We start from the raw sequence: 24207 nt of genomic DNA on the forward strand, positions 1-24207 counted from the left end.
CTTGGCTCGATGTCGGACTTTGCGGATAGCCTGACGCGACGCATTCACCTTCGGGATGGGGGACGGTCGTTACGTATGGCCAGGGAATTCCAACGCGGTCACAAGGCCAAGGTCAGTGATCTCACGCCGGGTACCGATCTGTACGTGGGTGTGCAGATCGCGGGGCCGGGACTGACCTTCGACATCAGCTGCTTCGGCCTCGACGCGCATGAGCAGCTCTCGGACGACCGGTATTTCATCTTCTTCAACCAGCCGAAATCGCCTGAGGAGTCCATTCAGCTCCTCGGCGCCCAGTCGGGCGACACCGAGTCGTTCCGGGTGACCCTGGACCGCCTGCCTGCGCAGATCCACAAACTGTCGTTCACCGCGACCGTCGACGGCGGCGGACAGATGTCGCAGATCGGTCCCGGATACATCCGGATCGTGGCCGGCGGCGAGGAAGTCGTGCGGTATTCCTTCACGGGGTCGGAGTTCACGACCGAGCGCGCCGTGATGCTGGGCGATTTCTACCTCAAGGACGTCTGGCGCTTCGCCGCGGTCGGTCAGGGCTTCGACGGCGGACTGGACGCCCTGCTGAGGAACTTCGGCGGCGAAGTCGCCGAGGAAGAGGCCCCCGAGCAGCCGCAGGCCCCCGCCCCGTCGTTCGCCCCGCCCGCGCAGGCGACCGCTCCCCCCGCCTTCGGCGCGCCCGCCGCGCCGCAGGCGCCCCGGCCCGCCCCCTCCTTCGGCGCGCCGGCCCCCGCTCCGCAGGCACCCCCGTCCTTCGGCGCGCCCGCCGCCCCGCAGCAGCCGGTGCACTCGGCGCCCACGGTGGCCGCCCCGCTGACTCCGCAGGCCCCCGCTCCGCACGGTGCGCCGGGGCAGCAGCCGCCCCAGGCGCCACCGTTCGGCCAGATCCCGGGTCAGGCCCCGCCGCCCGCCGCGCCGTACGGCCAGCCGGCACCCGCGCCGTACGGCCAGCCGGCACCCGCGCCGTACGGCCAGCCCTCCGCACCGTTCGGGCAGCAGCCCCAGGGCGGTCCCTTCGGGCAGCAGCCCGGTTTCTCCGGGCAGGGGGTGCCGCAGGGAGCCCCCGCGGGCGGAGCCGGCCTGGCCGCCGCCCTCCAGCCGTACAAGGAGGCGCCGACCGGGCAGCGCTGGACCTCGCAGAACCAGCAGCTCGTCCGGGCCGACCTGACCATGGGCGGCACGGGTGTCCTCGCCCGGCAGGGCAGCATGGTGATGTACCAGGGCAAGGTCGACTTCGGCTACAAGGGCGCCGGTTTCGCCGGCCGCATGGTCGGCAACGCCACCGGCCAGGAGATGCAGCTCATGCGCTGCACCGGCCGGGGCCAGGTCTTCCTCGCCGAGGAGGGCGCGCACCTCCACCCCGTCGAACTCCAGGGCGACGGCATCTGCGTCTCCGCGGAGAACGTCCTCGCCTTCGACGAGTCGCTCCAGTACGAGGTGCGCCGCATCGAGGGGCACGGAATTCCCGGCGGCGCGCTGTTCACCATGCAGTTCCAGGGCACCGGCACCGTGGTCGTGAAGACCCACGGCGTCCCGGTGGTCCTGCCGGTGACGCCGACGACGTTCGCCGACTGCAACGCGGTCGTCGCCTGGTCGTCCGCCTCCCAGGTGATCATCTCCAGCCAGGTCCGGCTGCGCCGCAACGCCTATCCCGGCCACAGCGGCGAGACCGTGAACCTCCAGTTCCGGGGCGCCCCCGGCAACTTCATCGTCGTCCAGCCCTACGAGGTCTGAGGGAGCCTGCCATGAACCAGCAACTCGCGGGCTACGCCCCGTCCCCCGTCACGGCCCGGATGGAGAACCACGGCCATTCGATGCTCAAGGTCGCCATGGCCTCCGGGCAGGACCTGTACGCCCGCACCGGCTCGATGGTCGCCTACGAGGGCTTCATCCAGTACGAGCCCAACCCGCCCGCCGTCCGCCAGATCGCGTCCCAGTGGGTGACCGGCGAAGGCACCCCCGTCATGAAGTGCTCCGGCGACGGACTGCTCTACCTCGCCGACTACGGCGCCGACGTCGTCGTGGTCAACCTGAACAACGACGCCCTCTCGGTCAACGGCACCAACCTCCTCGCCTTCGACGCCCATCTCACCTGGGGCGTCGAGCGGGTCAAGGGCCTCGCGAAGTTCGCCGGGCAGGGGCTGTGGAACGTCGTCGTCCAGGGCACCGGCTGGGTGGCCATCACCTCGCGCGGCACCCCGATCGTGGTCGACTGCGGCCGAGGCGAGGACGAGACGTACGTCGACCCGGACGCGCTCGTCGCCTGGTCCCCGAACCTCAAGGTCAAGGGGAAGCGCAGCTTCAAGGCCGGGGCGCTCCTCGGCCGGGGCAGCGGCGAGGCGTACCAGATGGCCTTCTCGGGGCAGGGGGTGGTCGTCGTGCAGCCGAGCGAGGACAGCACCGACCGCCTCCGGGTCCGGAACTGAGCGGGGGAGGAGACACATCATGCAGAGTCCGCTTTTCGCCCACACGGAACAGCAGTCGCAGGAGCGCTACACGCTCCAGAACCCGCAGCTGCTCCGCGTCGCCCTGACCGGCAACGACGACGTGCTCGCCCGCAAGGGCGCGATGGTCGCCTACCAGGGCCTGATGGAGTTCGACGGCGAGTACCAATCGCACGCGCAGCGCGGCGCGCGGGCGCGCACCGGCGAGGGACTTGACCTGATGCGCTGCTCCGGGCAGGGCACGGTCTACTTCGCCAACCTGGCGCAGCACGTCCACGTCGTGGACGTCGACCACGGGGGGATGACGGTGGACAGCGCCTACGTCCTCGCGCTGGACTCCTCGCTGCACACCGAGGTCATCGCCGTGGACAGCCAGTACGGCGTCTCCGGCAGCGGCAAGTACCAGCTCAACATCTCCGGCACCGGCAAGGTCGCGCTGATGACCTCCGGCGTCCCGCTGATGATGCGCGTCACCCCGGACAAGTACGTCAGTGCGGACGCCGACGCGATCGTCGCCTGGTCGACCTCGCTGCGGGTGCAGATGCAGGCGCAGACGCACTCCTCCGGCGTCATGCGGCGGCGGGGCAACACCGGCGAGGGCTGGGAGCTGAGCTTCCTCGGCGACGGCTTCGCGCTGGTGCAGCCCAGCGAGGTGATGCCTCCGCAGAACGCGCAGCTCGGACAGGGGCTGGGCGCCCAGTACGGCGTCGGCCAGCACGGGGCGCACGCGCAGAACCAGAACAACGCCTGGAACTGAACCGCCGGGCGGACGCGGTGGAGGGGCGGTCTCCGCGGAGACCGCCCCTCCACCGCGTCCCGCGGGCCCGCTAGAGAGCCGCGCGGGTCCGCTCCAGCAGACGCACCACCGACGCGTCGGCGACCTCCGCGACCTCGTCGTACGCGAACCAGCGCAGGTCCAGCGACTCGTCGCTGATCCGCTGGGTGGCGCCCTCGGGGGCCAGGGCCGCGTACTGGACGTCCAGGTGCCAGTGGCACGGGGCCGGGATCGGGTGCCGGTCGAGCCGGACCGGACCGGACCGCAGCAGGCGGAGTCCGGGGATGCCGGACTCCTCCGTCGCCTCCCGCAGCGCCGCCCCCGCGAGCGTGCCGTCCTGGGGTTCGCAGTGGCCGCCCATCTGGAGCCACATGCGCAGCTTCCGGTGCAGGGTCAGCAGCACCCGGTCGTGCTCGGGGTCGACGACCAGCGCGCTGGCGGTCAGGTGCCCCGCACCGCACGCCTTCCACATCGCGTCCGGGTGGGACGCCAGGTGGTCGAGGTAGGCCCCGCGCAGTTCGTCCTGCCCGCCGTCGTACTCCTTGAGGACGCGCACGGCGTCGTCGTGCAGGCTCACCGGCCGCCGTCGCCCTTGTCCGGGCTGCCGGTCCCGCCGCCGTCCTCGTCCGGGCCGGGGCCGTCCGCGGTGTCCGTGCCCTTCGCGCCGTCGGCGCCGTCGGTGTTTCCGGTGTTTCCGGTGTTCCCGGTGTCTTCGACGGTGCCGGGGGAGGGCGTGCGCCCGTCGTCCGGACCGCCCGCGGCCGCCTCGCCGAGCATCTTGTCCAGCTCGGAGAAGTCCAGGTGCTCGCGGTGCACGAAGCCGTCCGGGTCGTCCAGGTCCTGCGCGGTCGGCAGCATGTCCGGGTGCTCCCACAGCCCGTCGCGACCCTCCATGCCCCGCGCGTCCGTGAGCGACGCCCACAGCCGCGAGGCGTCCCGCAGCCTGCGGGGGCGCAGCTTGAGGCCGATGAGGGTGGCGAAGGTCTGCTCCGCCGGGCCGCCGGAGGCACGGCGCCGGCGCATCGTCTCGCGCAGCGCGTCCGCCGAGGTCAGCCGGGGCTTGGCGGCCTCGTGGACCACCGCGTCCACCCAGCCCTCGACCAGCGCGAGCGCCGTCTCCAGGCGGGCCAGCGACGCCTTCTGCGCCGGGGTGTCCTCGGGCTGGAACATGCCCTGCTGCAAGGCGTCCTGCAACTGCTGGGGCTGCGACGGGTCGAACTGGCCGACCACGTCCTCCAGCTTCGAGGTGTCCACCGTGATGCCGCGTGCGTAGGACTCCACCGCGCCGAACAGGTGCGAACGCAGCCACGGCACGTGGACGAACAGACGCTGGTGGGCGGACTCGCGCAGCGCCAGGTACAGCCGCACCTCGTCCATCGGGACGCCCAGGTCCTTGCCGAACTGCTCGATGTTGAGCGGCAGCAGCGCGGCCTTGCCGGACGGCCCCAGGGGCAGCCCGATGTCCGTCGAGCCGACGACCTCACCGGCCAGCACACCCACCGCCTGGCCGATCTGCTGACCGAACATGGCGCCGCCCATCGACCGCATCATGCCGATCAGCGGGCCCGCCATCGCCTGCATCTCCTCGGGCAGCACGTCGCCCATGGCGATCCCCACCCGCTCGGCGACCGGGTCCACGAGCTGCTGCCACGCGGGCAGCGACTCCTCGACCCACTCGGCCCGGCTCCACGCCACGCTGGAGAAGGACCCCGAGGGGAGCGAGGTCACCCCGTCCAGCCAGTGGTCGGCGAGGCGCAGGGCCTCGTCCACGGCGGTGCGCTCGGCCGGGCCGACGCTGGCGTCCTTGGTGCCGTCCGACGTGCCCTGCGAGACCGTCTGGCGGGCGATCTGCTTGGCCATGTCCCAGTTCACCGGGCCGCCCTCGTAGCTGAGCATCTGGCCCAGCTGCTGGAACGCGGCCCCGAGGTCGTTGGGGTTCATGGCGCCGAACATCGCGGCGAAGGGGTTGTCCCCGCCGGCGCCCGGCCCGAAGCCGAAGGGGTTGGCGGGACCGCCCGCGCCGCCGAACGGGCTGGCCGGCCCCCCCGAGCCCTGCCCGCCCTCGGTGGGGTCCTTCTTCTTGCCCTCGTCGCCGTTCTCCGGCTCCTCCGGCGGAAGACCGAATCCGAATGGGGTGTCACTCACGGGTTTCCTCGGCTCGTAGGGCCGCCGGCTCGTACCGGCGGCGGTGCCCGGCTGTCTCCATCCAGCGTAGACACCCGGCCCGGCTTAAGGGCTCGGTGCTCCGTCGGCCACCGGCCTGCGGCAGGATGGACGTCACCTGGTACGTACGCGTCGTACGGGTACGTACTGAAGACAACCGCTGGAGACGCCCGGTGAGTTCCCCAGATCCGCAGGTTCGCGCAGCGCGAAACCCGACCTCCCCCACGACCGAGAAAACCGCCGCGAACAAAGTTTCCAGAACCCCGGGCAACCGGGGCCCGGTCGTCGCCGTCACCGGCGCGGCCACCGGGGTGGGCGCCCTGCTCACCGCCCACCTGGCCGCCTCCGAGGCGGTCGGGCGGGTCGTCGCCATCGACGAGCGCCGCGGCGAGGAGCCCGCGGCGACCTGGCACGTCCTGGACGTGCGGGACCCCGCCATCGCCGAGAAGCTGCGCGGCGCCGACGTGGTCGTGCACCTCGCGCTCGACCTCGACCTGGAGACCGACCCCGCCGCCCGCACCGCCTACAACGTGCGGGGCACCCAGACCGTGCTGACCGCGGCCGCCGCCGTCGGCGTCCGCCGGGTCGTGCTCTGCACCTCCGCCATGGTCTACGGCGCGCTGCCCGACAACGACGTCCCGCTCTCCGAGGACGCCGAGCTGCGGGCCACCGCCGAGGCCACCGGCGTCGGCGACCTGCTGGAGATCGAGCGGCTCGGCCGCCGCGCCCCCCGCGCCCACCCCGGTCTCCACGTCACCGTGGTGCGCCCCGCCGTCCTGGTCGGCGGCACCGACACCGCGCTCACCCGCTACTTCGAGTCGCCCCGGCTGCTGGTGGTGGCGGGCTCCCGGCCCACCTGGCAGTTCTGCCACGTCGAGGACCTGGTCAGCGCCCTGGAGTACGCGGCGCTGGACAAGATCGACGGCGAGTTCGCGGTCGGCTGCGACGGCTGGCTGGAGCAGGAGGAGGTCGAGGAGCTCAGCGGGGTGCGCCGGATGGAGCTGCCCTCGGCCGTCGCCCTCGGCGCCGCCGCCCGGCTGCACCGGATCGGCCTCACCCCGTCCCCGGCGGGCGACCTCGCGTACACGATGCATCCCTGGGTGGTCAGCGTCAGCCGGCTGCACGACGCCGGCTGGCGTCCCCGGTGGACCAACGAGGAGGTCCTCGGCGCCCTCCTGGAAGAGGTCGAGGGCCGCCACACCCTCGCCGGCCGCCGTCTCGGCCGCAAGGACGCCACCGCCGCCGGAGCCGCCGGCGCCACCGTGGCGCTGCTCGGCACCGCCGCGCTGGTCCGGCGCGCCCGCAAGGCGCGCCGCCGCATCTGAGGCGCGTCCCCCCACCCGTGGCGCGGCCGGCCGCGCCGGACGCCGGGTTCCTCGTACGAGACTCCGAACGGACGGCCGCCGCGCTGGTGGGAACGGCGCTACCGCGAGGGCGGGAAGGTGCGGCACGATGGGGCGCATGGAACCACACCATGACTCCGCGGCCTCCGCCGCCCCCGCAGCCCCCACCGCCGACCACCCCGGCGAGCGGGCCGCCGAGGCCCCCGTCCGGTTGATCGCGATCCGCGAGACCCCGCTCTCCGTGGACGAGGTCTTCCGGGCGGTCGGTGACGGGGCGGCCGGCGGCATCGCGCTGTTCGTCGGCACCGTGCGCAACCACGACGGCGGCCAGGACGTCGGCGCGCTGGGCTACTCCTGCCATCCCACGGCCGAGGCGGAGCTGCGCCGGGTGGCTGACCGGGTCGCCGCCGCCCACCCGGTCCGGGCCCTGGCCGCCGTCCATCGTGTGGGTGAACTCGCGGTAGGCGATCTGGCGGTGGTGGTGGCCGTCGCGTGCCCGCACCGGGCCGAAGCGTTCGACGCCTGCCGGCAGCTCATCGACGACCTGAAACACGAGGTGCCCATCTGGAAGCACCAGCGCTTCTCGGACGGCACCGAGGAGTGGGTGGGAGCCTGCTGAACGCAAACCGTACGGCGGCGCATCGCCCCTGATTTGCGTAACCGCACCCCTGCCCGGAGCGTTGGGGATCCGGCTGGTTAATCTGCTGATCGCCCGTCGCGATCGCTGATGGGGCAGGGAGGTCGTCGTGGCAGCACTCGCTTGGCTGTTGATTCCGGTTTTCGCCGCGCTGGGCGCAGCGATATGGGGGAGCTGGGCCGCACGCAATTCAACGACCGGCGACGTCACCGAACTCGCCGGCTACGCCCGGTTCCGGGAAGCGATGGAGAAGTCGCACTCCGGTTCCGAGGCCCCCGAAGTCGTCTGAGGACGGCGACGGACGGCCGCACCGCACGCGCCGCTCCCACGCGGCCCCGCCGGAACGCGTGTTCCGGCCTCCCTCGCGGACCGGCCCAGGCAGTGCACTGACAGGCGCTTCCCGTACTGTCGTTCCATGCCACGCCGCACCGCGACGATGCTCGCCTCCACCCTCGTTCTCATCGCGCTGCTCTGCGCAGGAGTGTTCATCCCCGTGCCGTACGCGGAGATGTCGCCGGGGCCGACCGTGAACACGCTGGGCGACGCACGGGGCGAGCCCGTCCTGCGGATCTCCGGTCGCAAGACGTACCCGACGTCCGGGCATCTCAACATGACGACGGTGCGCGTCACCGGCGCGGACTACAGGATGAACCTGGTCGAAGCGGTGTACGGCTGGCTCGGCCACGACAGCGTCATCGTGCCGCACGACACCCTCTACCCGGACGGCAAGACCGAGGAGCAGTCGACGCAGGAGAACGCCGAGGAGTTCAGCCAGTCCCAGGAGAGCGCCAAGGTCGCCGCCCTGAAGGAGCTGGACATCCCGGTCACCTCCCGCGTCGTCGTCTCCACCGTCGTCAAGGACAGCCCGTCCGAGGGCAGGCTGCACGCCGGTGACGTGATCAGGAGCGTTGACGGCACCGCGGTGAAGAAGCCCGAGGACGTGGCCGCGCTGGTCACCGAGCACGAGCCCGGCGAGAAGGTCACCTTCACCGTGGTTCCCGCCAAGGAGGCGGCGGCGGCCGAGAAGGCGGGCCGCGAGCCGGAGGGCACCGAGAAGGTCGTGCTCACCACGGAGAAGGCGCCGGAGGACGACCGGGCCATCGTCGGGATCCAGGCCGGGACCGACCACACCTTCCCGTTCGAGATCGACATCGAGCTGGCCGACGTCGGCGGCCCGAGCGCCGGGCTGATGTTCTCGCTCGGCATCGTCGACAAGCTCACCCCCGGCGAGATGACCGGCGGCCGGTTCGTCGCCGGCACCGGGACCATCGACGACGCGGGCGAGGTGGGCCCGATCGGCGGCATCAACATGAAGCTGGTCGGCGCGCGCGACGCCGGGGCGACGTACTTCCTCACCCCCGAGGACAACTGCGCGTCGGCCGCCTCGGACACCCCGTCCGGCCTCACCCTGGTCAAGGTGAAGACCCTCGCCGACGCGACGAAGTCGATGGACAGGATCCGTACGGGCGACACCGCGGACCTGCCGACCTGCTCGGCGAAGTAGCGGAAGCGACGGGACCGCTCCGGCCCCCGGGTCGGGGGCCGGAGGGACGGTCAGGCCTCGAAGGTCGCCGCGAGCGCGTCGGCCAGGCCGGGGACCAGCCCGGCGCCGGTCAGCACCTCGCTCGCCGAGTCCTTCGCACGCAGCCGCACCGCGGACTCCCGCGCGCCGGAGCGCAGCACGCCCACGGTCATCCGTACCTCCTGGCGGTCCGGGTGGCGGGCCACCCACGCGCTGAGCTGCTGGTCGTCGAGGCCCTCGGGGACGGACGCCTCGGCCGACGGCGGCAGCATCAGCCGCTCCACGGTGAGGGCGCAGCCGACAACCGCGTCGGGCCAGGCGATGGTGGCGAGGAACTCGTCCAGCGCCTTGCCGGCCGGGATCTCCTCCTGTTCGACCGGGGTGAGGGCGGTGGCGGCCTCGGCGAGTGACGGGAGTCCCGGCTGCCGGGCGCGGAGGCCCGCGGTGTCGACGAGGGCGAAGAGACGGGCGGGCTTGTCCCAGCCGAGACCCGCCGCGTACTCGTCGATTTCGAGCACGGCGACGGTCAGGGGACTGGCGGCCATCGGGGGGCCGGAGGGGGAAACGTTGGGCATGCCCGACATCCTGCCTCCTTGCACCCCCGGAACGGGAACTAGGTAAAGCCTCAGTAAGTTGCTCAGGTGGGCTCTACGATCGCTGGGCCCGCTCCACACGACCCGCGAACTTCGAGGTGCGCACGTTGGCTTTCCAGATGCCGGACCGCGGCGGAGGCCCGACCGGGCCACGGATCAGAGTCGGCCGCCCGTCCCGGCGCGTCCGTACCCTGCTCATGACACTGGGCGTCTTGGCGGTCCTCGCCATGGCCTTCGTCATGTTCGCGGGGTTCTGGACGGACTGGCTCTGGTACAGGTCCGTCGCGTATTCGTCCGTTTTCACCACCACCCTGTGGACCAAGATCGGCCTGTTCCTCGTCTTCGGACTGCTGATGGCGGCCGCCGTCGGCGTGAACATCTGGCTGGCGCACCGGCTGCGGCCACCGCTGAGCGCGATGTCGCTGGAGCAGCAGAGCCTCGACCGGTACCGCATGAGCGTGGCCCCCTTCAAGAAGTGGGTCCTGCTCGCGGTCACCGCGCTCGTCGGCCTGATCGCCGGCGCCTCCGCGTCGGGCCAGTGGCGTACCTGGCTGATGTACGTCAACGGCGTGCCGTTCGGGCAGAAGGACCCCCAGTTCAAGCTGGACGTCTCCTTCTACGCGTTCGACCTGCCGTTCTACCGCTTCCTGCTCGGCTTCGGCTTCGCCGCGGTCGTGCTGTCGCTGATCGCGGCGGCGCTGACGCACTACCTCTACGGCGGGCTGCGGATCACGAGTCCGGGCGCCCGTGCCACCGGGGCGGCCACCGGCCACCTCTCGGTGCTGCTCGGCGTCTTCGTCTCGCTGAAGGCGGTGGCGTACTGGCTCGACCGCTACGGCCTCGCCGTGAAGTCCAGCGACTTCAAGGCGACGGACAACTGGACGGGCCTGCGGTACGTCGACGCCAACGCCTATCTGCCGGCGAAGACGATCCTGTTCTGCATCGCCGCGATCTGCGCGGTGCTGTTCTTCGCGACGCTGTGGCGCCGCACCTGGCAGCTGCCCATCATCGGCCTCGGTCTGATGGTGCTCTCGGCGGTGCTGATCGGCGGGCTCTACCCCGCCATCGTGCAGAAGTTCCAGGTCCAGCCGAACGAGCAGGCCAAGGAAGCGGAGTTCATCCAGAAGAACATCGACGCCACGCGCGACGCGTACGACATCGACGACGCCAAGGTGACCGACTACTCGGGCAAGAGCACCACGTCCGACGGCGCGGAGCTCCGGACGGCCGCCGACCAGGCGGCCAGCTACCGGGTGATGGACCCGAACGTGGTCTCGCCGGCGTTCCAGCAGCTCCAGCAGAAGAGGAACTACTACCAGTTCCCGAAGACGCTGGACGTGGACCGCTACAAGGACGAGGACGGCAAGGAGCAGGACACCGTCGTCGGTCTGCGCGAGCTGAACATCGCCGGTCTGCCCAAGCGGAACTGGATCAACGACCACTTCACCTACACCCACGGCTACGGCGTCATCGCGGCCAAGGGCACCTCCACGGGCACCAACCCGACCGGCTCCCCGGACTTCACCGAGTCCGGGCTGCCGACCAAGGGCGAGCTCGGCACCTACCGCCAGCAGATCTACTACGGCGAGAAGACCGAGCAGTACTCCATCGTCGGCGGGCCCCAGAAGGAGCTCGACTACGAGGAGGACGGCGAGAAGACCACCAGTTACCAGGGTGACAGCGGGGTCTCGCTCTCCAACACCTTCAACCGCGCCGCCTACGCGGTCGCGTTCAGCGAGCCGCAGATCCTGTACTCGGGAGCCATCGGCGACGGTTCGCGGATCCTGTACAACCGCACCCCGAAGGAACGCGTCGAGGCCGTCGCGCCGTGGCTGACCATCGACGGCGACGCCTACCCGGCGGTGGTGAACGGGCAGATCGAGTGGATCGTGGACGCGTACACCACGACCAACGGCTACCCGTACGCCTCGCGCACGACGCTCGGCGACACCACGGCCGACTCGCTGACCACCAACCAGCGCGCGGTCGTCGCCCAGCAGAACCAGGTCAACTACATCCGCAACTCGGTGAAGGCCACCGTCGACGCGTACGACGGCAAGGTCACGCTCTACGAGTGGGACACCGAGGACCCGGTCCTCAAGACCTGGCGCAAGGCGTTCCCCGGCACGGTCAAGTCCCGGTCGGACATCCCGCAGGAACTGATGGACCACCTGCGCTACCCGCAGGACCTGTTCAAGGTGCAGCGCGAGCTGCTGACCCGCTACCACGTCACCAACCCCGCGCAGTTCTACAGCGGCAGTGACGCCTGGCAGGTGCCGGACGACCCGACCAACAAGGAACCGGGCGCCGTTCCGCCGTACTACCTGTCGATGAAAATGCCGGACCAGAACACCCAGACGTTCTCGCTGACGACGACCTTCACCCCGAGAGGCCGCCCCGACCTGGGGGCCTTCATGGCGGTGGACGCCGACGCCTCCAGCAAGGACTACGGCACGATCAGACTCCTCAGAGTCACCGACACGGTCAAGGGGCCGGGCCAGGTGCAGAGTGAGCTCAACGGCAACAACGACGTCGCCGAGTTCGTGCGCAACCTCAAGGGCACGGACTCCGACATCGAGTACGGAAACCTCCTGACGGTGCCGCTGGACGGCGGGTTCCTGTACATCGAGCCGGTCTACACGCGCGGTGGCACGCAGAACTACCCGCTGCTGCGCAAGGTGGCCGCTTCCTACGGGTCGAAGATCGTCTTCGAGGACAGCCTCGGCGAGGCGCTCAACGCGGTCTTCGGGGTCGAGGGCGGCACCGAGGAGCCCACCGAGCCGACGGAGCCCACCGAGCCGGGCGACACCACGACGCCCCCGGCCACCGGGGACGCCGCGCTGAAGGACGCCATCGCGGACGCCCAGAAGGCGTACACCGACGGTGAGACGGCGCTCAAGGAGCAGGACTGGGAGGCGTACGGCAAGGCTCAGGACGCCCTCCAGGAGGCTCTGGAGCGTGCCGCGAAGGCCCAGCCCGAGGGTTCGGGCGGGCCGGCGGCGGCCGCCGCCGACAAGCCGGCCGCCGGCGACCAGGGGAGCTGAGAAAACCCCGCCCCGCGTCGTGGTACGGTTTGAACACAACGACGCGGGGTGGAGCAGCTCGGTAGCTCGCTGGGCTCATAACCCAGAGGTCGCAGGTTCAAATCCTGTCCCCGCTACTGAAGACGAAGGCCCGGATTCCAAGGAATCCGGGCCTTCGTCGTGTCGTCGTGCCCAAGTGGGGACGAACTGCGTGAAGTGCGGTTTGCTGGGCACGAGTTGCCCCGGGGCGTGTTTGACTTGTCACTGTGTGGGCAAGTCGACAAAACGCTGAAGTGACCCAGGTGGTCGCGATATACCAGCTGTACGCGGGTTGTGGGCGGTGCGACGATGGTATTTATGGGGGACAGGGCAACTCTGTTGGAGACAGGGCGGTTTGTGCAGCGAAGCGTCACGAGGGCGGAGAACACGGCCGATGCGGCATATGCCGCTGCCGCCGTCCGCACCGCTGAAGCCGCCGAGAGCGCCGTAGCCATCGATTTCGCCGCACTCACCGGCACGTCCGGCGCTGCGGCCGGCGGGACGACGGAGGTGGCCGGCACGGCGGACATCGCGGACGCGGGCGCCACCACCGACACGCTGGACGCCGCCGACGACACCGAGACCGAGGCGAAGCACCGCCGCGCCGCGGAGGCCGGGGACACCAACGCCATGAGCACCCTCGGCGCGCTGCTGCTGCGCCGGGGCGACCTCGACGGCGCCGAGACGTACCTGCGCGCCGCGACCTCGGACGGCGACCGGGCCGCCGCCAACAACCTCGGCGTCCTGCTGCACCAGCGCGGCTACCCGGACGAGGCGGCCGGCTGGTGGCGCATCGCCGCGGTCGCCGGCTCCGGCGCCGCCGCCCACGCCCTCGGCCGCCTCCTGCGCGAGCGGGGCGACGAACCGGGCGCCGAGTACTGGCTGCGCCAGTCCGCCGAGCAGGGACACGCCCTGGGCGCCTACGCCCTCGCCGACCTCATGGAGCACCGCGGCGACACCGGTACCGAGCGCTGGCTGCGCGCCGCCGCCGAACAGGGGCACCGCGAGGCCGCCTACCGGCTCGCCCGCACCATCGAGCGCAACGCCGTCGACGACCCCTACGAGGCGTTCGGCCTCGGCCGCGCCGCCCCCGAGCCGGTGCCCGTGCCCGCGCCGCCGGTGACCGGCCGGCAGAAGGCCGCGGCCGGGGACCGGCCCGCCGACGGCCCGGTGGCGGGCCCCGCCGAGGGCCGCGTGGGCGAGGCGGAGCAGTGGTACCGCCAGGCCGCCGCCCGCGGTCACCGCCGGGCCGCGCTGCACCTCGGCGCGATCCTGGAGCGGCGGGGCGAGCTCAAGGAGGCCGGGCGCTGGTACCTCACCTCCGCCCGCGCCGGTGAGGCCCGTGCGGCCTGCGCGCTCGGCTTCCTGCTGCGCGACGCGGGCGACACCGAGTCCGCCGCCGTCTGGTGGCTGCGCGCCGCCCAGGAGGGGGACGGCAACGCCGCCAACGCCCTCGGGGCGCTGCACGCCGACCGGGGCGAGCAGCAGACCGCCGAGCGCTGGTACCGGGCGGCCATGGACGCGGGCGACGTCAACGGGGCGTACAACCTCGGACTGCTCTGCGCCGCCCAGGACCGCACCCCGCAGGCCGAGCAGTGGTACCGCCGGGCCGCCTACGCCGGACACCGGGAGGCCGCCAACGCGCTGGCCGTCCTGCTGCTCCAGGCGGGCGACCCGACCGGTGCCGAGCCGTGGTTCTCCAAGGCGGCCGAGGCGGGCAGCGTGGACGCCGCCTTCAACCTCGGCATCCTGCACGCGGGCCGCGACGAGGACGGCACCGCGCTGGGCTGGTACGAGCGGGCGGCCGCCGCCGGGCACACCGACGCCGCGCTCCAGGTCGCCATGGCCCTGCTGCGGCGCGGCGAGGAGCAGGAGGCCGAGCGCCACCTGCGCACCGCGGCGGGTGGCGGCAGCGCCGAGGCGGCGTTCCGGCTGGCCGGGGTGCTGGACGCCCGCCAGCCCCCGCCGGGCGTGCCGGTGCTGGGCGAGCCGATGCCGGTGAAGACCGAGTGCGAGGAGTGGTACGAGCGGGCCGCCGAGCAGGGGCACCGGCGCGCCCAGGTCCGGGTCGGCATGCTGGCCGCGGCCCGCGGCGACGTGGAGAACGCGGCGCGCTGGTACCGCGCGGCGGCCGAGGCGGGCAGCCGCAACGGCGCCTTCAACCTCGGGCTGCTGCTCGCCCGCGAGGGCAGCGAGCGTGAGGCGGCCCTGTGGTGGAGCCGGGCCGCCAACGACGGCCACGGCCGGGCGGCCCTGCGGCTCGCGCTGCTCGCGGCCCGGCGCGGCGAGCTCACCGAGGGGCAGCGCTGGTGCGCCCGCGCGGTGGAGCTGGGGCCCGCGGAGGTCTCCGAGCGCGCGGCACGGCTCCAGGAGGCGCTGCACCAGGAGCTCACGGCCTGACCGGGCCCCCGCGGAACGCGTCGGGTGGATCGGCCCCACGGCCTGATACGGGGCCGCCACGTCCCTTGCCCCGGTGCCGGGACCGGCGGCCCGCCGCCGGGCCTCCGGCCGGGGGCGGACGCTCGCGCCGCCCCTCGGGCCGCAGGCCTGCGGGCCCACGCTGAATGAATTTGCCCCTGGGGCCCCGGTGACGTAATGTTGCATTCATCGACGCGGGGTGGAGCAGCTCGGTAGCTCGCTGGGCTCATAACCCAGAGGTCGCAGGTTCAAATCCTGTCCCCGCTACTGAAAGACGAAGGCCCGGATTCTCCAGAGGATCCGGGCCTTTGTCGTGTGCGCCCGCAGGGGCGTGCGACGAAGGGGCCCCGCGCGGTGCGGGGCCCCTTCGTCGGTGGTGTGTGTGCCGGTCAGCCCCGGCCGGCGGCCGTGCAGTCCGGGCAGAGGCCGCGGTAGGTGACCTCGACCTCCGAGACGGTGAAGCCGAAACGTTCGTCCGTGGGGAGGTCGGCGAGCGGGTCGCCGGCCGGATGGACGTCGCGGATCGCTCCACAGCCCGCGCAGACCAGGTGGTGGTGCGGGCGGTGGGCGTTCGGGTCGTACCGCTTGGCGCGGCGGTCGGTGCTCACTTCCAGGATCTCGCCCAGCGACACCATCTCGCCCAGCGTGTTGTACACCGTCGCCCGCGAGATCTCCGGCAGTCGGCCCACGGCCTTCGCGTGCACCTCGTCGGCGGTCAGGTGGACGTGTTCGCCGTCGAGCACCTCGGCCACGACCCGGCGCTGTGCCGTCATGCGCCAGCCGCGTCCGCGAAGTCTTTCCAGCAGGTCACTCATGGCATCAGCTTAACAGCGGGGGAACAAGTCCCGAACGAGTGTGATCTTGGATGAGTGCTGGCCTTGGATAATGTCTAAGGTAGGATCGTGCCCAGAGTTCACGCCGGGGGCAGGGAGCGCGGACCGCAGGACGGGAAGGGCCGTACATGACGCAGGAGGCGCACGTGACGCAGGGACCGCTCACCACGGAGGCCGGCGCACCGCTGGCCGACAACCAGAACAGCGAGACCGCGGGCGTCGGCGGGCCGGTGCTCGTCCAGGACCAGGCGCTCCTGGAGAAGCTGGCCCACTTCAACCGGGAGCGGATACCGGAGCGCGTGGTGCACGCCCGCGGCGCCGGCGCGTACGGCACCTTCACGGTGACCCGCGACGTCTCGCGGTGGACGCGTGCCGCGTTCCTCTCCGAGGTGGGCAAGCGGACGGAGACCTTCCTGCGCTTCTCCACCGTCGCGGGCAACCTCGGCTCGGCCGACGCCGTGCGCGACCCCCGCGGCTTCGCGCTGAAGTTCTACACCGAGGAGGGCAACTACGACCTCGTCGGCAACAACACCCCGGTGTTCTTCATCAAGGACGCCATCAAGTTCCCCGACTTCATCCACACCCAGAAGCGCGACCCGTACACCGGCTCGCAGGAGGCGGACAACGTCTGGGACTTCTGGGGTCTGTCCCCGGAGTCGACCCACCAGGTGACCTGGCTCTTCGGCGACCGCGGCATCCCGGCGACGCTGCGCCACATGAACGGCTACGGCTCGCACACCTACCAGTGGAACAACGCCGTCGGTGAGGTCTTCTGGGTCAAGTACCACTTCAAGACCGACCAGGGCATCGAGAACCTCACCACCGACGAGGCCAACCGCCTCTCGGGCGTCGACCCGGACAGCCACCAGCGCGACCTGCGCGAGGCCATCGAGCGCGGCGACTTCCCGTCCTGGACGGTGCAGGTGCAGATCATGTCCGAGGCCGACGCGGCGACCTACCGCTTCAACCCGTTCGACCTCACCAAGGTCTGGCCGCACGCGGACTACCCGCCGATCGAGATCGGCAGGCTGGAGCTCAACCGCAACCCGGAGAACATCTTCGCCGAGGTCGAGCAGTCGGTCTTCAGCCCCGCGCACTTCGTGCCGGGCATCGGCCCCTCGCCGGACAAGATGCTCCAGGGCCGCCTCTTCGCCTACGGCGACGCCCACCGCTACCGCGTCGGCATCAACGCCGACCACCTGCCGGTGAACCGCCCGCGCGCCACCGAGGCGCGTACCCACGGCCGTGACGGCCACCTCTACGACGGCCGGCACGGGGGCGCCAAGAACTACGAGCCGAACAGCTTCGGCGGCCCCTCCCAGGCCGGTGCTCCGCTGTGGCGGCAGACCCCCGTCGCCGGGTACACCGGCAACCACGAGGCGCCGGTCCACGCCGAGGACGACGACTTCCGGCAGGCCGGCGACCTCTACCGGCTGATGTCGCAGGACGAGCAGGGCCGACTGGTCGACAACCTCGCCCAGTTCATCGCCAAGGTCTCGCGCGACGAGATCGCCGAGCGCGCCGTGGACAACTTCCGCCGGGCCGACGACGAGTTCGGCAAGCGTCTGGAGAGCGCGGTCCGCGCCCTGCGCGGCTGACCGGGCGCGTCCGGCCGTGCCCCGTCCGCCGCGCGTACGGGGAGCGGCGTCAGCCGGCCAGTTCGGCCGGGTGACGCCGCACCGGGGACCAGCAGCGGATGATGTCGCGGACCGAGACGACGCCCACCGGACCGTCGCCGTCGAGCACGATCAGGTGCCGGAACCCGCCGTGCGTCATCGCGGTGGCGGCCTCCTCCAGGGTCCACGACGGCGCGGCGAAGACGACGTCGGTGGTGGTGTGGGCGGCGGCCTTCTCCCGGTCGGGATCGAGGCCCGCCCCGACGGCGTTCAGGATGTCCCGCTCGGTCAGGATGCCCAGACCGCAGGTGTCCGGGTCGTGGACCACCGCCGCTCCCACGCGGCGCGCCGCCATCAGGCGGGCCGCCTGGCGGAGGGTGTGGGCGGGGCCGATGGTGAGGACCACCGTGCTCATGGCGTCGCGGACCAGCATGACGGGAGCCACCTCCTGGGCGCATCTGCCCCGACCGAGTGATTCACACATTCACAAGCGGGGCTTTCAGCGTCGCATCGCCCGGCCGGGGCCACAAGGGGGCGCGGGGCACGGAAGCGGGGCGTGCGTCGGCACGCCCCGCTTCCGTTGTGCGCCGGTCCGGTACCGCCGGCGGCTGAACGGCCGGTCCGGTACCGCCGGTTCAGTACTGCTGGTTCAGGTAGCCGAGCAACTCCTCGTGGAGCAGTCCGTTGGACGCCGCCGCGTTCTCACCCCCGGGGCCGTCGGCCCCGTCAAGGTCGGTGAACCGCCCGCCGGCCTCCTGGACGATGATCGCGTTGGCCGCCATGTCCCACAGCGACAGCTCCGGTTCGGCGCAGATGTCCACCGCGCCCTCCGCGACCATCATGTACGGCCAGAAGTCGCCGTAGCCGCGGGTGCGCCAGCAGGCACGCGTCAGGTCGAGCAGGCCGTCGAGGCGGCCGCGCTCCTCCCAGCCGGAGAGCGAGGAGAACGCGAACGAAGCGTCGCCGATCGTGCCGACCTCCGAGACCTTCAGCCGGGTCGCGGAGGTCAGACTGCGGCCGGTGAAGGCGCCCGCGCCCTTCGCCGCCCACCAGCGCCGGTTCAGAGCCGGGGCGGACACCACGCCGACCACCGGCTGGAACCCGTTCTCCCCGGCTTCCATCAGGGAGATCAGCGTCGCCCAGACCGGCACCCCGCGGACGTAGTTCTTGGTGCCGTCGATCGGGTCGATCACCCAGCGCCGCGGCCCCGAGCCTTCGACGCCGTACTCCTCGCCGAGGATCGCGTCGCGCGGCCTGGCCCGCTGGAGGTGACCGCGGATCAGCTCCTCGGTGGACTTGTCCGCCTCGCTCACCGGCGTCATGTCCGGTTTGGTCTCGACCTTCAGGTCGAGCGCCTTGAACCGGTCCATCGTCGTGGCGTCGGCGGCGTCCGCCAGCACATGGGCGAGGCGCAGATCATCGTGGTAGTCGGCCATGCCGCCACAGTATCCAGCCGGGCCGGGGCCGGACCAACGCGCCCGGCCCGCAGGGGCGGGACTCAGTGCGCGGAGCCGGAGAGCTGGAGCCCGATCACGCCGAGGATCACGAAGGCGATCGAGACCAGCTTGAGGGTGGAGACCACGTCGTCGAGGAAGATCATGCCGTAGATGGCGGTGCCGGCCGCGCCGATGCCGGTCCACACCGCGTAGGCGGGGCCGACGTCGAGCTTCTTCAGGGAGAGGGTCAGCAGACCGAAACTCCCCAGCGCGAAGGCGGCGAACGCGATCGTCGGCCAGAGCCGGGTGAATCCGTGCGAGAGCTTCAGACAGACGGCGAAGCCGGTTTCCAGCAGCCCCGCGACCACGACCAGCAGCCACGCCATGGTTCCGTTGCCTCCCGCGTCGGTGACCGGTTCGTCTCGCTCGGTGCGATTATGCCCTTACCGCTGCCCGGGTGATCGCAAACGTGCGCGAGCCGCCGGCCGGAACCACCGGTGGACCGGCCCCTCCCGGTCAGTCGCCCTCGCGCCGCTCGCGCGTCGCCAGCAGTCGGCGCAGCGACTCCAGCCGCGCGGGATCGGCGTGCCCCTCGGCCACCCAGGCGTCCAGCGCGCACTCCGGCTCCTGGGCGTCGTGGGTGCAGCCGCGCGGACAGTCCTCGGTGCCGGGCTGGAGGTCGGGGAAGGCGTTGATCACGCGGGACGGGTCGATGTGGTGCAGTCCGAAGGAGCGCACCCCGGGCGTGTCCACCAGCCAGCCCGCGTCCCCCGGAAGCGGCAGCGCGAGGGCGGAGGTGGTGGTGTGCCGGCCGCGTCCGGTGACCGCGTTGACGTGCCCGGTGGTACGCCGCCTGTCCTCGGGCACCAGCGCGTTGACCAGCGTCGTCTTGCCGACGCCGGAGTGTCCGACGAACGCGGTGATCCTGCCGTTCAGCTGCTCCCGCACCCGGTCGGCGGCGTCGCCGTTCGCCAGCTCCTCGCGGTTGGTCACGATGAAGGGGACGCCCAGGGGGGTGTACGCCTCCAGCAGCTTGTCCGGGGAGGCCAGGTCCGACTTGGTGAGGACCAGCAGCGGCGTCAGCCCTCCGTCGTACGCCGCGACCAGGCAGCGGTCGATCATGCGGGGGCGCGGTTCGGGGTCGGCCAGCGCCGTCACGATCGCGAGCTGGTCGGCGTTGGCCACGACCACCCGCTCGTACGGGTCGTCGTCGTCGGCCGTGCGCCGCAGCACCGTGCGGCGCTCGCCGATGCGGACGATGCGGGCCAGCGTGTCCTTCTCGCCGGACAGGTCCCCGACGATCGACACGGTGTCGCCGACCACCGCCGCCTTGCGGCCCAGCTCGCGGGCCTTCATCGCCACCACCGTGCGCCCCTCGACCAGGCAGGTGAGCCTGCCCCGGTCCACGGTGAGGACCATGCCGTCCTCGGCGTCCTCGTGCTTGGGACGGGTGTGCGTGCGGGGGCGGTTGCCCTTCCGGTTCGGCCGGACCCGGATGTCGTCCTCGTCGGGGTTCTTCCCGTAACGGCGCACGGCGTCAGGCCCCGAGCATTCCGGTCCACATGTCGGGGAAGTCCGGCAGCGTCTTCGCCGTCGTCCCCACGTTCTCGATCTCCACGCCGGGGACCGCGAGGCCGATGACCGCCCCGGCCGTCGCCATCCGGTGGTCGTCGTAGGTGTGGAACACTCCGCCGCGCAGCGGGCGCGGGCGGATGTGCAGACCGTCCGCGGTCTCGGTGACGTCGCCGCCGAGCTCGTTGATCTCCTTGGTCAGGGCCGCCAGCCGGTCCGTCTCGTGCAGCCGCAGATGGGCGACGCCGCTGAGGGTGGACGGGGAGTCGGCGAGCGCCGCGACGGCGGCGATGCCCGGGGTCAGCTCACCGACCTCGCCGAGGTCCACGTCGATGCCGTGGATGCGGCCCGAACCGGTGAAGGTGAGGCCCTGCGGGGTCAGCTCGCAGCTCCCGCCCATCGCGGTGAAGATCTCGCGCAGCGCGTCGCCGGGCTGGGTGGTGGTCTCCGGCCAGTCGCGGACGGTGACCCGGCCACCGGTGACCAGGGCGGCCGCGAGGAACGGCTGGGCGTTGGAGAGGTCGGGCTCGACCGTGAGGTCCCGGCCGAGCAGCGCGGAGGGGGAGACCCGCCAGACGTTCGGCTCGCCACCGGTCTCGGGCTCGTCCACCTGGGCGCCGACCGCGCGCAGCATCTCCACCGTCATCCGGATGTGCGGCATCGACGGAAGGGCCGAGCCGATGTGCCGGACCTCGACGCCCTGGTTGAAGCGGGGGGCGGAGAGCAGCAGGGCGGAGACGAACTGGGAGGAGGACGAGGCGTCGATCTCCACGGAGCCGCCGTCCAGCGCGCCGGCGCCGTGCACGGTCAGCGGCAGCGACCCCCGGCCCTCGTCCTCGATGCGGGCGCCGAGGACGCGCAGCGCGTCGATCACGCCGTGCAGGGGGCGCTCGTAGGAACGCGGGTCGCCGTCGAAGCGGACCGGGCCGTCGGCGAGGGCCGCCACCGGCGGGAGGAAGCGCATCACGGTGCCGGCGTTGCCGACGTCCACCGCCACCGGACCGTGCAGCCCGGCCGGGATCACGCGCCAGGCCTCGCCCGAGCCGTCGGGACCGACGCCCTCCTCGATGCCGACGCCGAGCCGCCGCAGGGCCTGGGCCATCAGCAGGGTGTCGCGGGAGCGCAGCGGGCGGCGCAGCCAGCCCGGTTCGGCCGCCAGCGCGGCCAGCACCAGGGCGCGGTTGGTGACCGATTTCGATCCGGGCACGGTGACGGTCGCGTCGACGGCGCCGCTCGCGGAGGGGGCGGGCCAGAGGGCGGGGCGCACGGAGCTTACGGAGCTTTCGGTCATGCCCCTCACTTTAGTGGCTCCCCGCAAACCGGGAACGCGGCCAAAAACCCCGAAACCGGGGCGTCACAGGAGCATGGTAAAGAGCACGGTCGCGCGGCGCCGCGTCCCTCAGAGCCCCAGCAGCCAGCGTCCGCCGCCGATGAGCGAGCAGAGCGAGACCGCGTGGAAGAGGAAGAGCCACAGGACCGCAGGGGCGTCGGTGAGCCGGGCCAGCTGGTCGGCGTCCGAGTCCGGGGCGCCGCCGTGCCGTCGCTTGGACTGGAGCTCGAAGACCGGACGCACGCCGCCGAGCAGCAGGAACCACACGACCGTGTAGGCGAACGCGGACTGGGTGGCGGGCGAGGCCAGCCACGACACCAGCAGGAAGGCGGAACCCGTGAGGATGACGGTGAGCGCCCCGTACACGTTCCGGATCATCACCAGCATCGCCGCCAGCAGCGCGGTGGCCAGCCACAGCAGGAGGGTGATCCGCCCGTCGGCCAGCAGCCAGGCGCCGCCCAGGCCCAGCAGCGAGGGGGCGGTGTAGCCCGCCACCGCCGTCAGGACCATGCCGATGCCGGTCGGCCTGCCGCGGCTGACGGTCAGTCCGCTGGTGTCGGAGTGCAGCCGGATGCCGGAGAGCCGGCGCCCCGTGAGCAGGGCGGCCAGCCCGTGGCCGCCCTCGTGGGCGATGGTGATGGTGTTGCGGGTGCGCCGCCACAGCACGTTCGGCACCACGGCGATCAGCGCGAGCGTCGCCGTCACGACGACCAGCCACTCCTCGGGCGCGGGCTGGGTGCCGGCGATCCGGTCCCAGAGCCGGCCCAGTTCGGTGCTGTTCATGGTGTCGGGGGCTCCCTCGTGGTCGGGGCGGGCGGTCGTGGCAGTCTGGCAGGTATGTGCGGACGGTATGCGGCGAGCCGGCGACCCGAGGATCTGACCGGGCTCTTCCAGGTGGAGAGGTGGGACCCGGCGGAGACCCTGGAGCCCGACTGGAACGTGGCGCCGACCAAACCGGTCTACGCCGTACTGGAGCGTCCGGTGAAAGACGCCGCCGACCGCCGTCCGGTTCGCCAGTTGCGCACCCTGACGTGGGGGCTGGTGCCCTCGTGGGCGAAGACGCCCGAGGGCGGCGCCCGGATGATCAACGCGCGGGCCGAGTCGGTCCACGAGAAGCCGTCCTTCCGCCGCCCCTTCCTCCAGCGACGCTGCATCCTGCCCGCCGACGGCTATTACGAGTGGGTCACCGGTTCCGGCGAGCGGGAGCTGGAGGTCGAGGGCAGGAAGAAGCGCGCCCGCAAGCAGCCGTACTTCGTCACGCCCGCCGACGGTTCGGTCTTCGCGATGGCGGGGCTGTACGAGTTCTGGCGCGACCGGACCCGGCCCGACGAGGACCCCCGCGCCTGGTGGGTCACCTGCTCGGTCATCACCACGGAGGCGGAGACCTCGCCGCTGGCCGTCGCCCCCGCCGAGGGCCCCGCCTCGCTCTCCGACATCCACCCGCGGATGCCCGTGATGCTGACCCCGGACCGCTGGGACGCCTGGCTGGACCCCTCCCGCACCGACACCGACGAACTGCGCGCCCTGATCGCCCCGCCGCCCGGCGGACTGATGCGCGCCTACCCGGTGGCCACTGCCGTCAGCAACGTCCGCAACAACGGACCGGAACTGCTGGAGGAGCTGGCGGTGCCCGAGGAGCCGACGCTGTTCTGACCGGCCGCGCCGGTGCCCCGCCGCCCGTCCCGCCCCGCCGCCCGTCCCGCCCCGCCGCCCGTCCCGCCCCGCCGCCCGTCCCGCCCCGGCGGGCGGCGGGGCAGGATGGGCGGTGTGAGCCGTACTCAGAAGACGCAGACCGTCCCCACCGCCGCCGGCGACGCCCGGATCACCTGGACGTCCGCTCCGGGCGCCCGGCTGGTGCTCGCCCTCGGCCACGGCGCGGGCGGTGGCGTCGAAGCCCGCGACCTGGCCGCGCTGGCCGCCGCGCTGCCCGCGCACGGCGTCCGGGTCGCCCTGGTGGAGCAGCCCTGGCGGGTGGCGGGGAAGAAGGTGGCGCCCGCGCCGAAGACCCTGGACGCGGCCTGGCGGGAACTGTGGCCGGCGCTGGCCGCGTCCGGCCGGCCGGTCGTCGCCGGCGGCCGCAGCGCCGGGGCGCGGGTCGCCTGCCGAACCGGACGCGAGCTGGGCGCCCGTGCCGTGCTCGCGCTCTCCTTCCCGCTGCACCCGCCCGGCCGCCCCGAGAAGTCGCGGGCCGGTGAACTGCTCGGCACCGGGCTGCCGACACTGGTCGTGCAGGGCGGCAACGACCCCTTCGGCCGGCCGGAGGAGTTCCCGCGGGGTGACTTCGCTCTCGCCGAGGTGCCCCACGCGGACCACGGGTTCGCCGTGCCGAAACGCTCCGGGCGGACCGCGGAGCAGACCGCGGCGGCGGTCACGGACGCCGTCGCCGGCTGGCTGGCGGACCTGTCCTGACCCCGTGCCCGACGCGGTGACCGGGCGGCCGCCGGGGCCGGGAAT

General features: G+C 72.4%; 22 protein-coding genes and 2 tRNA genes. 14 read left to right on the forward strand and 10 right to left on the reverse strand.

The window, feature by feature from the left end:
* Window positions 1-75: 75 nt before the first annotated feature.
* The 3 genes from Q0994_RS03165 to Q0994_RS03175 are packed head-to-tail and all read left to right on the forward strand — an operon-like array spanning window position 76 to window position 3210.
* Complete coding sequence (locus Q0994_RS03165) at window positions 76-1743, forward strand: TerD family protein (protein ID WP_299528562.1); 1668 nt, start codon at window positions 76-78, stop codon at window positions 1741-1743.
* An 11-nt stretch (window positions 1744-1754) separates the two neighbouring features.
* Window positions 1755-2435 (forward strand): AIM24 family protein, encoded by a 681-nt coding sequence (locus Q0994_RS03170; RefSeq protein ID WP_299528565.1) that lies wholly within the window; start codon window positions 1755-1757, stop codon window positions 2433-2435.
* A 19-nt stretch (window positions 2436-2454) separates the two neighbouring features.
* Complete coding sequence (locus tag Q0994_RS03175; protein ID WP_299528568.1) at window positions 2455-3210, forward strand: AIM24 family protein; 756 nt, start codon at window positions 2455-2457, stop codon at window positions 3208-3210.
* Between the two features lie 70 nt (window positions 3211-3280).
* Here Q0994_RS03175 and Q0994_RS03180 read toward each other — a convergent pair whose 3' ends face one another.
* Together Q0994_RS03180 and Q0994_RS03185 are read right to left on the reverse strand one after the other, a co-directional pair.
* Window positions 3281-3805 carry an NUDIX hydrolase gene (locus tag Q0994_RS03180; RefSeq protein ID WP_299528570.1) on the reverse strand — a complete coding sequence of 175 codons (525 nt, stop codon included), beginning with the start codon at window positions 3803-3805 and terminating at the stop codon, window positions 3281-3283.
* Window positions 3802-5373 carry a zinc-dependent metalloprotease gene (locus Q0994_RS03185; protein WP_299528572.1) on the reverse strand — a complete coding sequence of 524 codons (1572 nt, stop codon included), beginning with the start codon at window positions 5371-5373 and terminating at the stop codon, window positions 3802-3804. The genes Q0994_RS03180 and Q0994_RS03185 overlap by 4 nt, the downstream gene beginning before the upstream one ends.
* 191 nt (window positions 5374-5564) lie before the next feature.
* Between Q0994_RS03185 and Q0994_RS03190 the strand changes: the two genes are divergently transcribed.
* From Q0994_RS03190 to Q0994_RS03205, 4 genes are all read left to right on the forward strand, one after another.
* Window positions 5565-6716, forward strand: a complete 1152-nt coding sequence (locus tag Q0994_RS03190; protein WP_299528574.1) for an SDR family oxidoreductase — start codon at window positions 5565-5567, stop codon at window positions 6714-6716.
* A gap of 136 nt (window positions 6717-6852) precedes the next feature.
* Window positions 6853-7353: a molybdenum cofactor biosynthesis protein MoaE gene (locus Q0994_RS03195; RefSeq protein ID WP_299528576.1), complete on the forward strand. Its 501-nt coding sequence runs from the start codon at window positions 6853-6855 to the stop codon at window positions 7351-7353.
* Between the two features lie 127 nt (window positions 7354-7480).
* Window positions 7481-7660 (forward strand): hypothetical protein, encoded by a 180-nt coding sequence (locus tag Q0994_RS03200; protein WP_299528579.1) that lies wholly within the window; start codon window positions 7481-7483, stop codon window positions 7658-7660.
* Between the two features lie 126 nt (window positions 7661-7786).
* Window positions 7787-8875, forward strand: coding sequence for a PDZ domain-containing protein (locus Q0994_RS03205; RefSeq protein WP_299528582.1), 1089 nt, complete (start codon window positions 7787-7789; stop codon window positions 8873-8875).
* Window positions 8876-8925: 50 nt separating this feature from the next.
* Here Q0994_RS03205 and Q0994_RS03210 read toward each other — a convergent pair whose 3' ends face one another.
* Window positions 8926-9468: a PPA1309 family protein gene (locus tag Q0994_RS03210; RefSeq protein ID WP_299528585.1), complete on the reverse strand. Its 543-nt coding sequence runs from the start codon at window positions 9466-9468 to the stop codon at window positions 8926-8928.
* A gap of 137 nt (window positions 9469-9605) precedes the next feature.
* Here Q0994_RS03210 and Q0994_RS03215 point away from each other — a divergent pair, with 137 nt between their 5' ends.
* From Q0994_RS03215 to Q0994_RS03230, 4 genes are all read left to right on the forward strand, one after another.
* Window positions 9606-12530, forward strand: coding sequence for a UPF0182 family protein (locus Q0994_RS03215; protein WP_299529251.1), 2925 nt, complete (start codon window positions 9606-9608; stop codon window positions 12528-12530).
* 42 nt (window positions 12531-12572) lie between these two features.
* Window positions 12573-12646 (forward strand) — tRNA-Met (locus Q0994_RS03220).
* 211 nt (window positions 12647-12857) lie between these two features.
* Window positions 12858-14948, forward strand: coding sequence for a tetratricopeptide repeat protein (locus tag Q0994_RS03225; RefSeq protein ID WP_299528588.1), 2091 nt, complete (start codon window positions 12858-12860; stop codon window positions 14946-14948).
* 211 nt (window positions 14949-15159) lie between these two features.
* Window positions 15160-15233 (forward strand) — tRNA-Met (locus Q0994_RS03230).
* A gap of 122 nt (window positions 15234-15355) precedes the next feature.
* Here the strand turns inward: Q0994_RS03230 and Q0994_RS03235 are convergent.
* A complete protein-coding gene (locus Q0994_RS03235; protein ID WP_299528590.1) occupies window positions 15356-15781 on the reverse strand; it encodes a Fur family transcriptional regulator in 426 nt (141 codons plus the stop codon).
* A 146-nt stretch (window positions 15782-15927) separates the two neighbouring features.
* Here Q0994_RS03235 and Q0994_RS03240 point away from each other — a divergent pair, with 146 nt between their 5' ends.
* Window positions 15928-17397, forward strand: coding sequence for a catalase (locus Q0994_RS03240; RefSeq protein ID WP_299528593.1), 1470 nt, complete (start codon window positions 15928-15930; stop codon window positions 17395-17397).
* A gap of 49 nt (window positions 17398-17446) precedes the next feature.
* Here Q0994_RS03240 and Q0994_RS03245 read toward each other — a convergent pair whose 3' ends face one another.
* The 6 genes from Q0994_RS03245 to Q0994_RS03270 form a co-directional block, all read right to left on the reverse strand.
* Window positions 17447-17848, reverse strand: coding sequence for a cyclic nucleotide-binding/CBS domain-containing protein (locus Q0994_RS03245; RefSeq protein ID WP_299528596.1), 402 nt, complete (start codon window positions 17846-17848; stop codon window positions 17447-17449).
* 202 nt (window positions 17849-18050) lie between these two features.
* The gene (hisN, locus tag Q0994_RS03250; protein ID WP_299528599.1) at window positions 18051-18851 is read right to left on the reverse strand and encodes a histidinol-phosphatase; all 801 of its coding nucleotides are present in this window, start codon (window positions 18849-18851) and stop codon (window positions 18051-18053) included.
* A gap of 62 nt (window positions 18852-18913) precedes the next feature.
* Window positions 18914-19237, reverse strand: a complete 324-nt coding sequence (locus Q0994_RS03255) for a multidrug efflux SMR transporter (protein WP_299528602.1) — start codon at window positions 19235-19237, stop codon at window positions 18914-18916.
* 130 nt (window positions 19238-19367) lie between these two features.
* The gene (rsgA, locus tag Q0994_RS03260) at window positions 19368-20384 is read right to left on the reverse strand and encodes a ribosome small subunit-dependent GTPase A (RefSeq protein ID WP_299528605.1); all 1017 of its coding nucleotides are present in this window, start codon (window positions 20382-20384) and stop codon (window positions 19368-19370) included.
* Between the two features lie 4 nt (window positions 20385-20388).
* Window positions 20389-21714 (reverse strand): 3-phosphoshikimate 1-carboxyvinyltransferase, encoded by a 1326-nt coding sequence (gene aroA, locus Q0994_RS03265; protein WP_299528608.1) that lies wholly within the window; start codon window positions 21712-21714, stop codon window positions 20389-20391.
* A gap of 108 nt (window positions 21715-21822) precedes the next feature.
* A complete protein-coding gene (locus Q0994_RS03270; protein WP_299528610.1) occupies window positions 21823-22536 on the reverse strand; it encodes a M50 family metallopeptidase in 714 nt (237 codons plus the stop codon).
* Between the two features lie 54 nt (window positions 22537-22590).
* On the opposite strand from Q0994_RS03270, the gene Q0994_RS03275 reads away from it, so the two are divergent.
* Both Q0994_RS03275 and Q0994_RS03280 read left to right on the forward strand, forming a co-directional pair.
* Window positions 22591-23406 (forward strand): SOS response-associated peptidase, encoded by an 816-nt coding sequence (locus Q0994_RS03275; protein WP_299528613.1) that lies wholly within the window; start codon window positions 22591-22593, stop codon window positions 23404-23406.
* A gap of 114 nt (window positions 23407-23520) precedes the next feature.
* Window positions 23521-24162, forward strand: coding sequence for an alpha/beta family hydrolase (locus tag Q0994_RS03280; RefSeq protein WP_299528616.1), 642 nt, complete (start codon window positions 23521-23523; stop codon window positions 24160-24162).
* Window positions 24163-24207 lie beyond the last annotated feature (45 nt).

Source organism: uncultured Streptomyces sp. (genome assembly GCF_947488945.1).
Taxonomy (GTDB): Bacteria; Actinomycetota; Actinomycetes; order Streptomycetales; family Streptomycetaceae; genus Streptomyces.

Bases quoted from the DNA above. Each gene is read 5' to 3' on its own strand.
- Q0994_RS03195 (WP_299528576.1), top strand. From the start codon at position 6,853: ATGGAACCACACCATGACTCCGCGGCCTCCGCCGCCCCCGCAGCCCCC.
- Q0994_RS03235 (WP_299528590.1), bottom strand. From the start codon at position 15,781: ATGAGTGACCTGCTGGAAAGACTTCGCGGACGCGGCTGGCGCATGACG.
- Q0994_RS03245 (WP_299528596.1), bottom strand. From the start codon at position 17,848: ATGCTGGTCCGCGACGCCATGAGCACGGTGGTCCTCACCATCGGCCCC.
- Q0994_RS03215 (WP_299529251.1), top strand. From the start codon at position 9,606: ATGCCGGACCGCGGCGGAGGCCCGACCGGGCCACGGATCAGAGTCGGC.
- Q0994_RS03270 (WP_299528610.1), bottom strand. From the start codon at position 22,536: ATGAACAGCACCGAACTGGGCCGGCTCTGGGACCGGATCGCCGGCACC.
- hisN (WP_299528599.1), bottom strand. From the start codon at position 18,851: ATGGCCGACTACCACGATGATCTGCGCCTCGCCCATGTGCTGGCGGAC.
- Q0994_RS03170 (WP_299528565.1), top strand. From the start codon at position 1,755: ATGAACCAGCAACTCGCGGGCTACGCCCCGTCCCCCGTCACGGCCCGG.
- Q0994_RS03240 (WP_299528593.1), top strand. From the start codon at position 15,928: ATGACGCAGGAGGCGCACGTGACGCAGGGACCGCTCACCACGGAGGCC.
- Q0994_RS03255 (WP_299528602.1), bottom strand. From the start codon at position 19,237: ATGGCGTGGCTGCTGGTCGTGGTCGCGGGGCTGCTGGAAACCGGCTTC.
- Q0994_RS03175 (WP_299528568.1), top strand. From the start codon at position 2,455: ATGCAGAGTCCGCTTTTCGCCCACACGGAACAGCAGTCGCAGGAGCGC.
- Q0994_RS03275 (WP_299528613.1), top strand. From the start codon at position 22,591: ATGTGCGGACGGTATGCGGCGAGCCGGCGACCCGAGGATCTGACCGGG.
- Q0994_RS03205 (WP_299528582.1), top strand. From the start codon at position 7,787: ATGCCACGCCGCACCGCGACGATGCTCGCCTCCACCCTCGTTCTCATC.
- Q0994_RS03165 (WP_299528562.1), top strand. From the start codon at position 76: ATGGCCAGGGAATTCCAACGCGGTCACAAGGCCAAGGTCAGTGATCTC.
- Q0994_RS03210 (WP_299528585.1), bottom strand. From the start codon at position 9,468: ATGCCCAACGTTTCCCCCTCCGGCCCCCCGATGGCCGCCAGTCCCCTG.
- Q0994_RS03225 (WP_299528588.1), top strand. From the start codon at position 12,858: ATGGTATTTATGGGGGACAGGGCAACTCTGTTGGAGACAGGGCGGTTT.
- aroA (WP_299528608.1), bottom strand. From the start codon at position 21,714: ATGACCGAAAGCTCCGTAAGCTCCGTGCGCCCCGCCCTCTGGCCCGCC.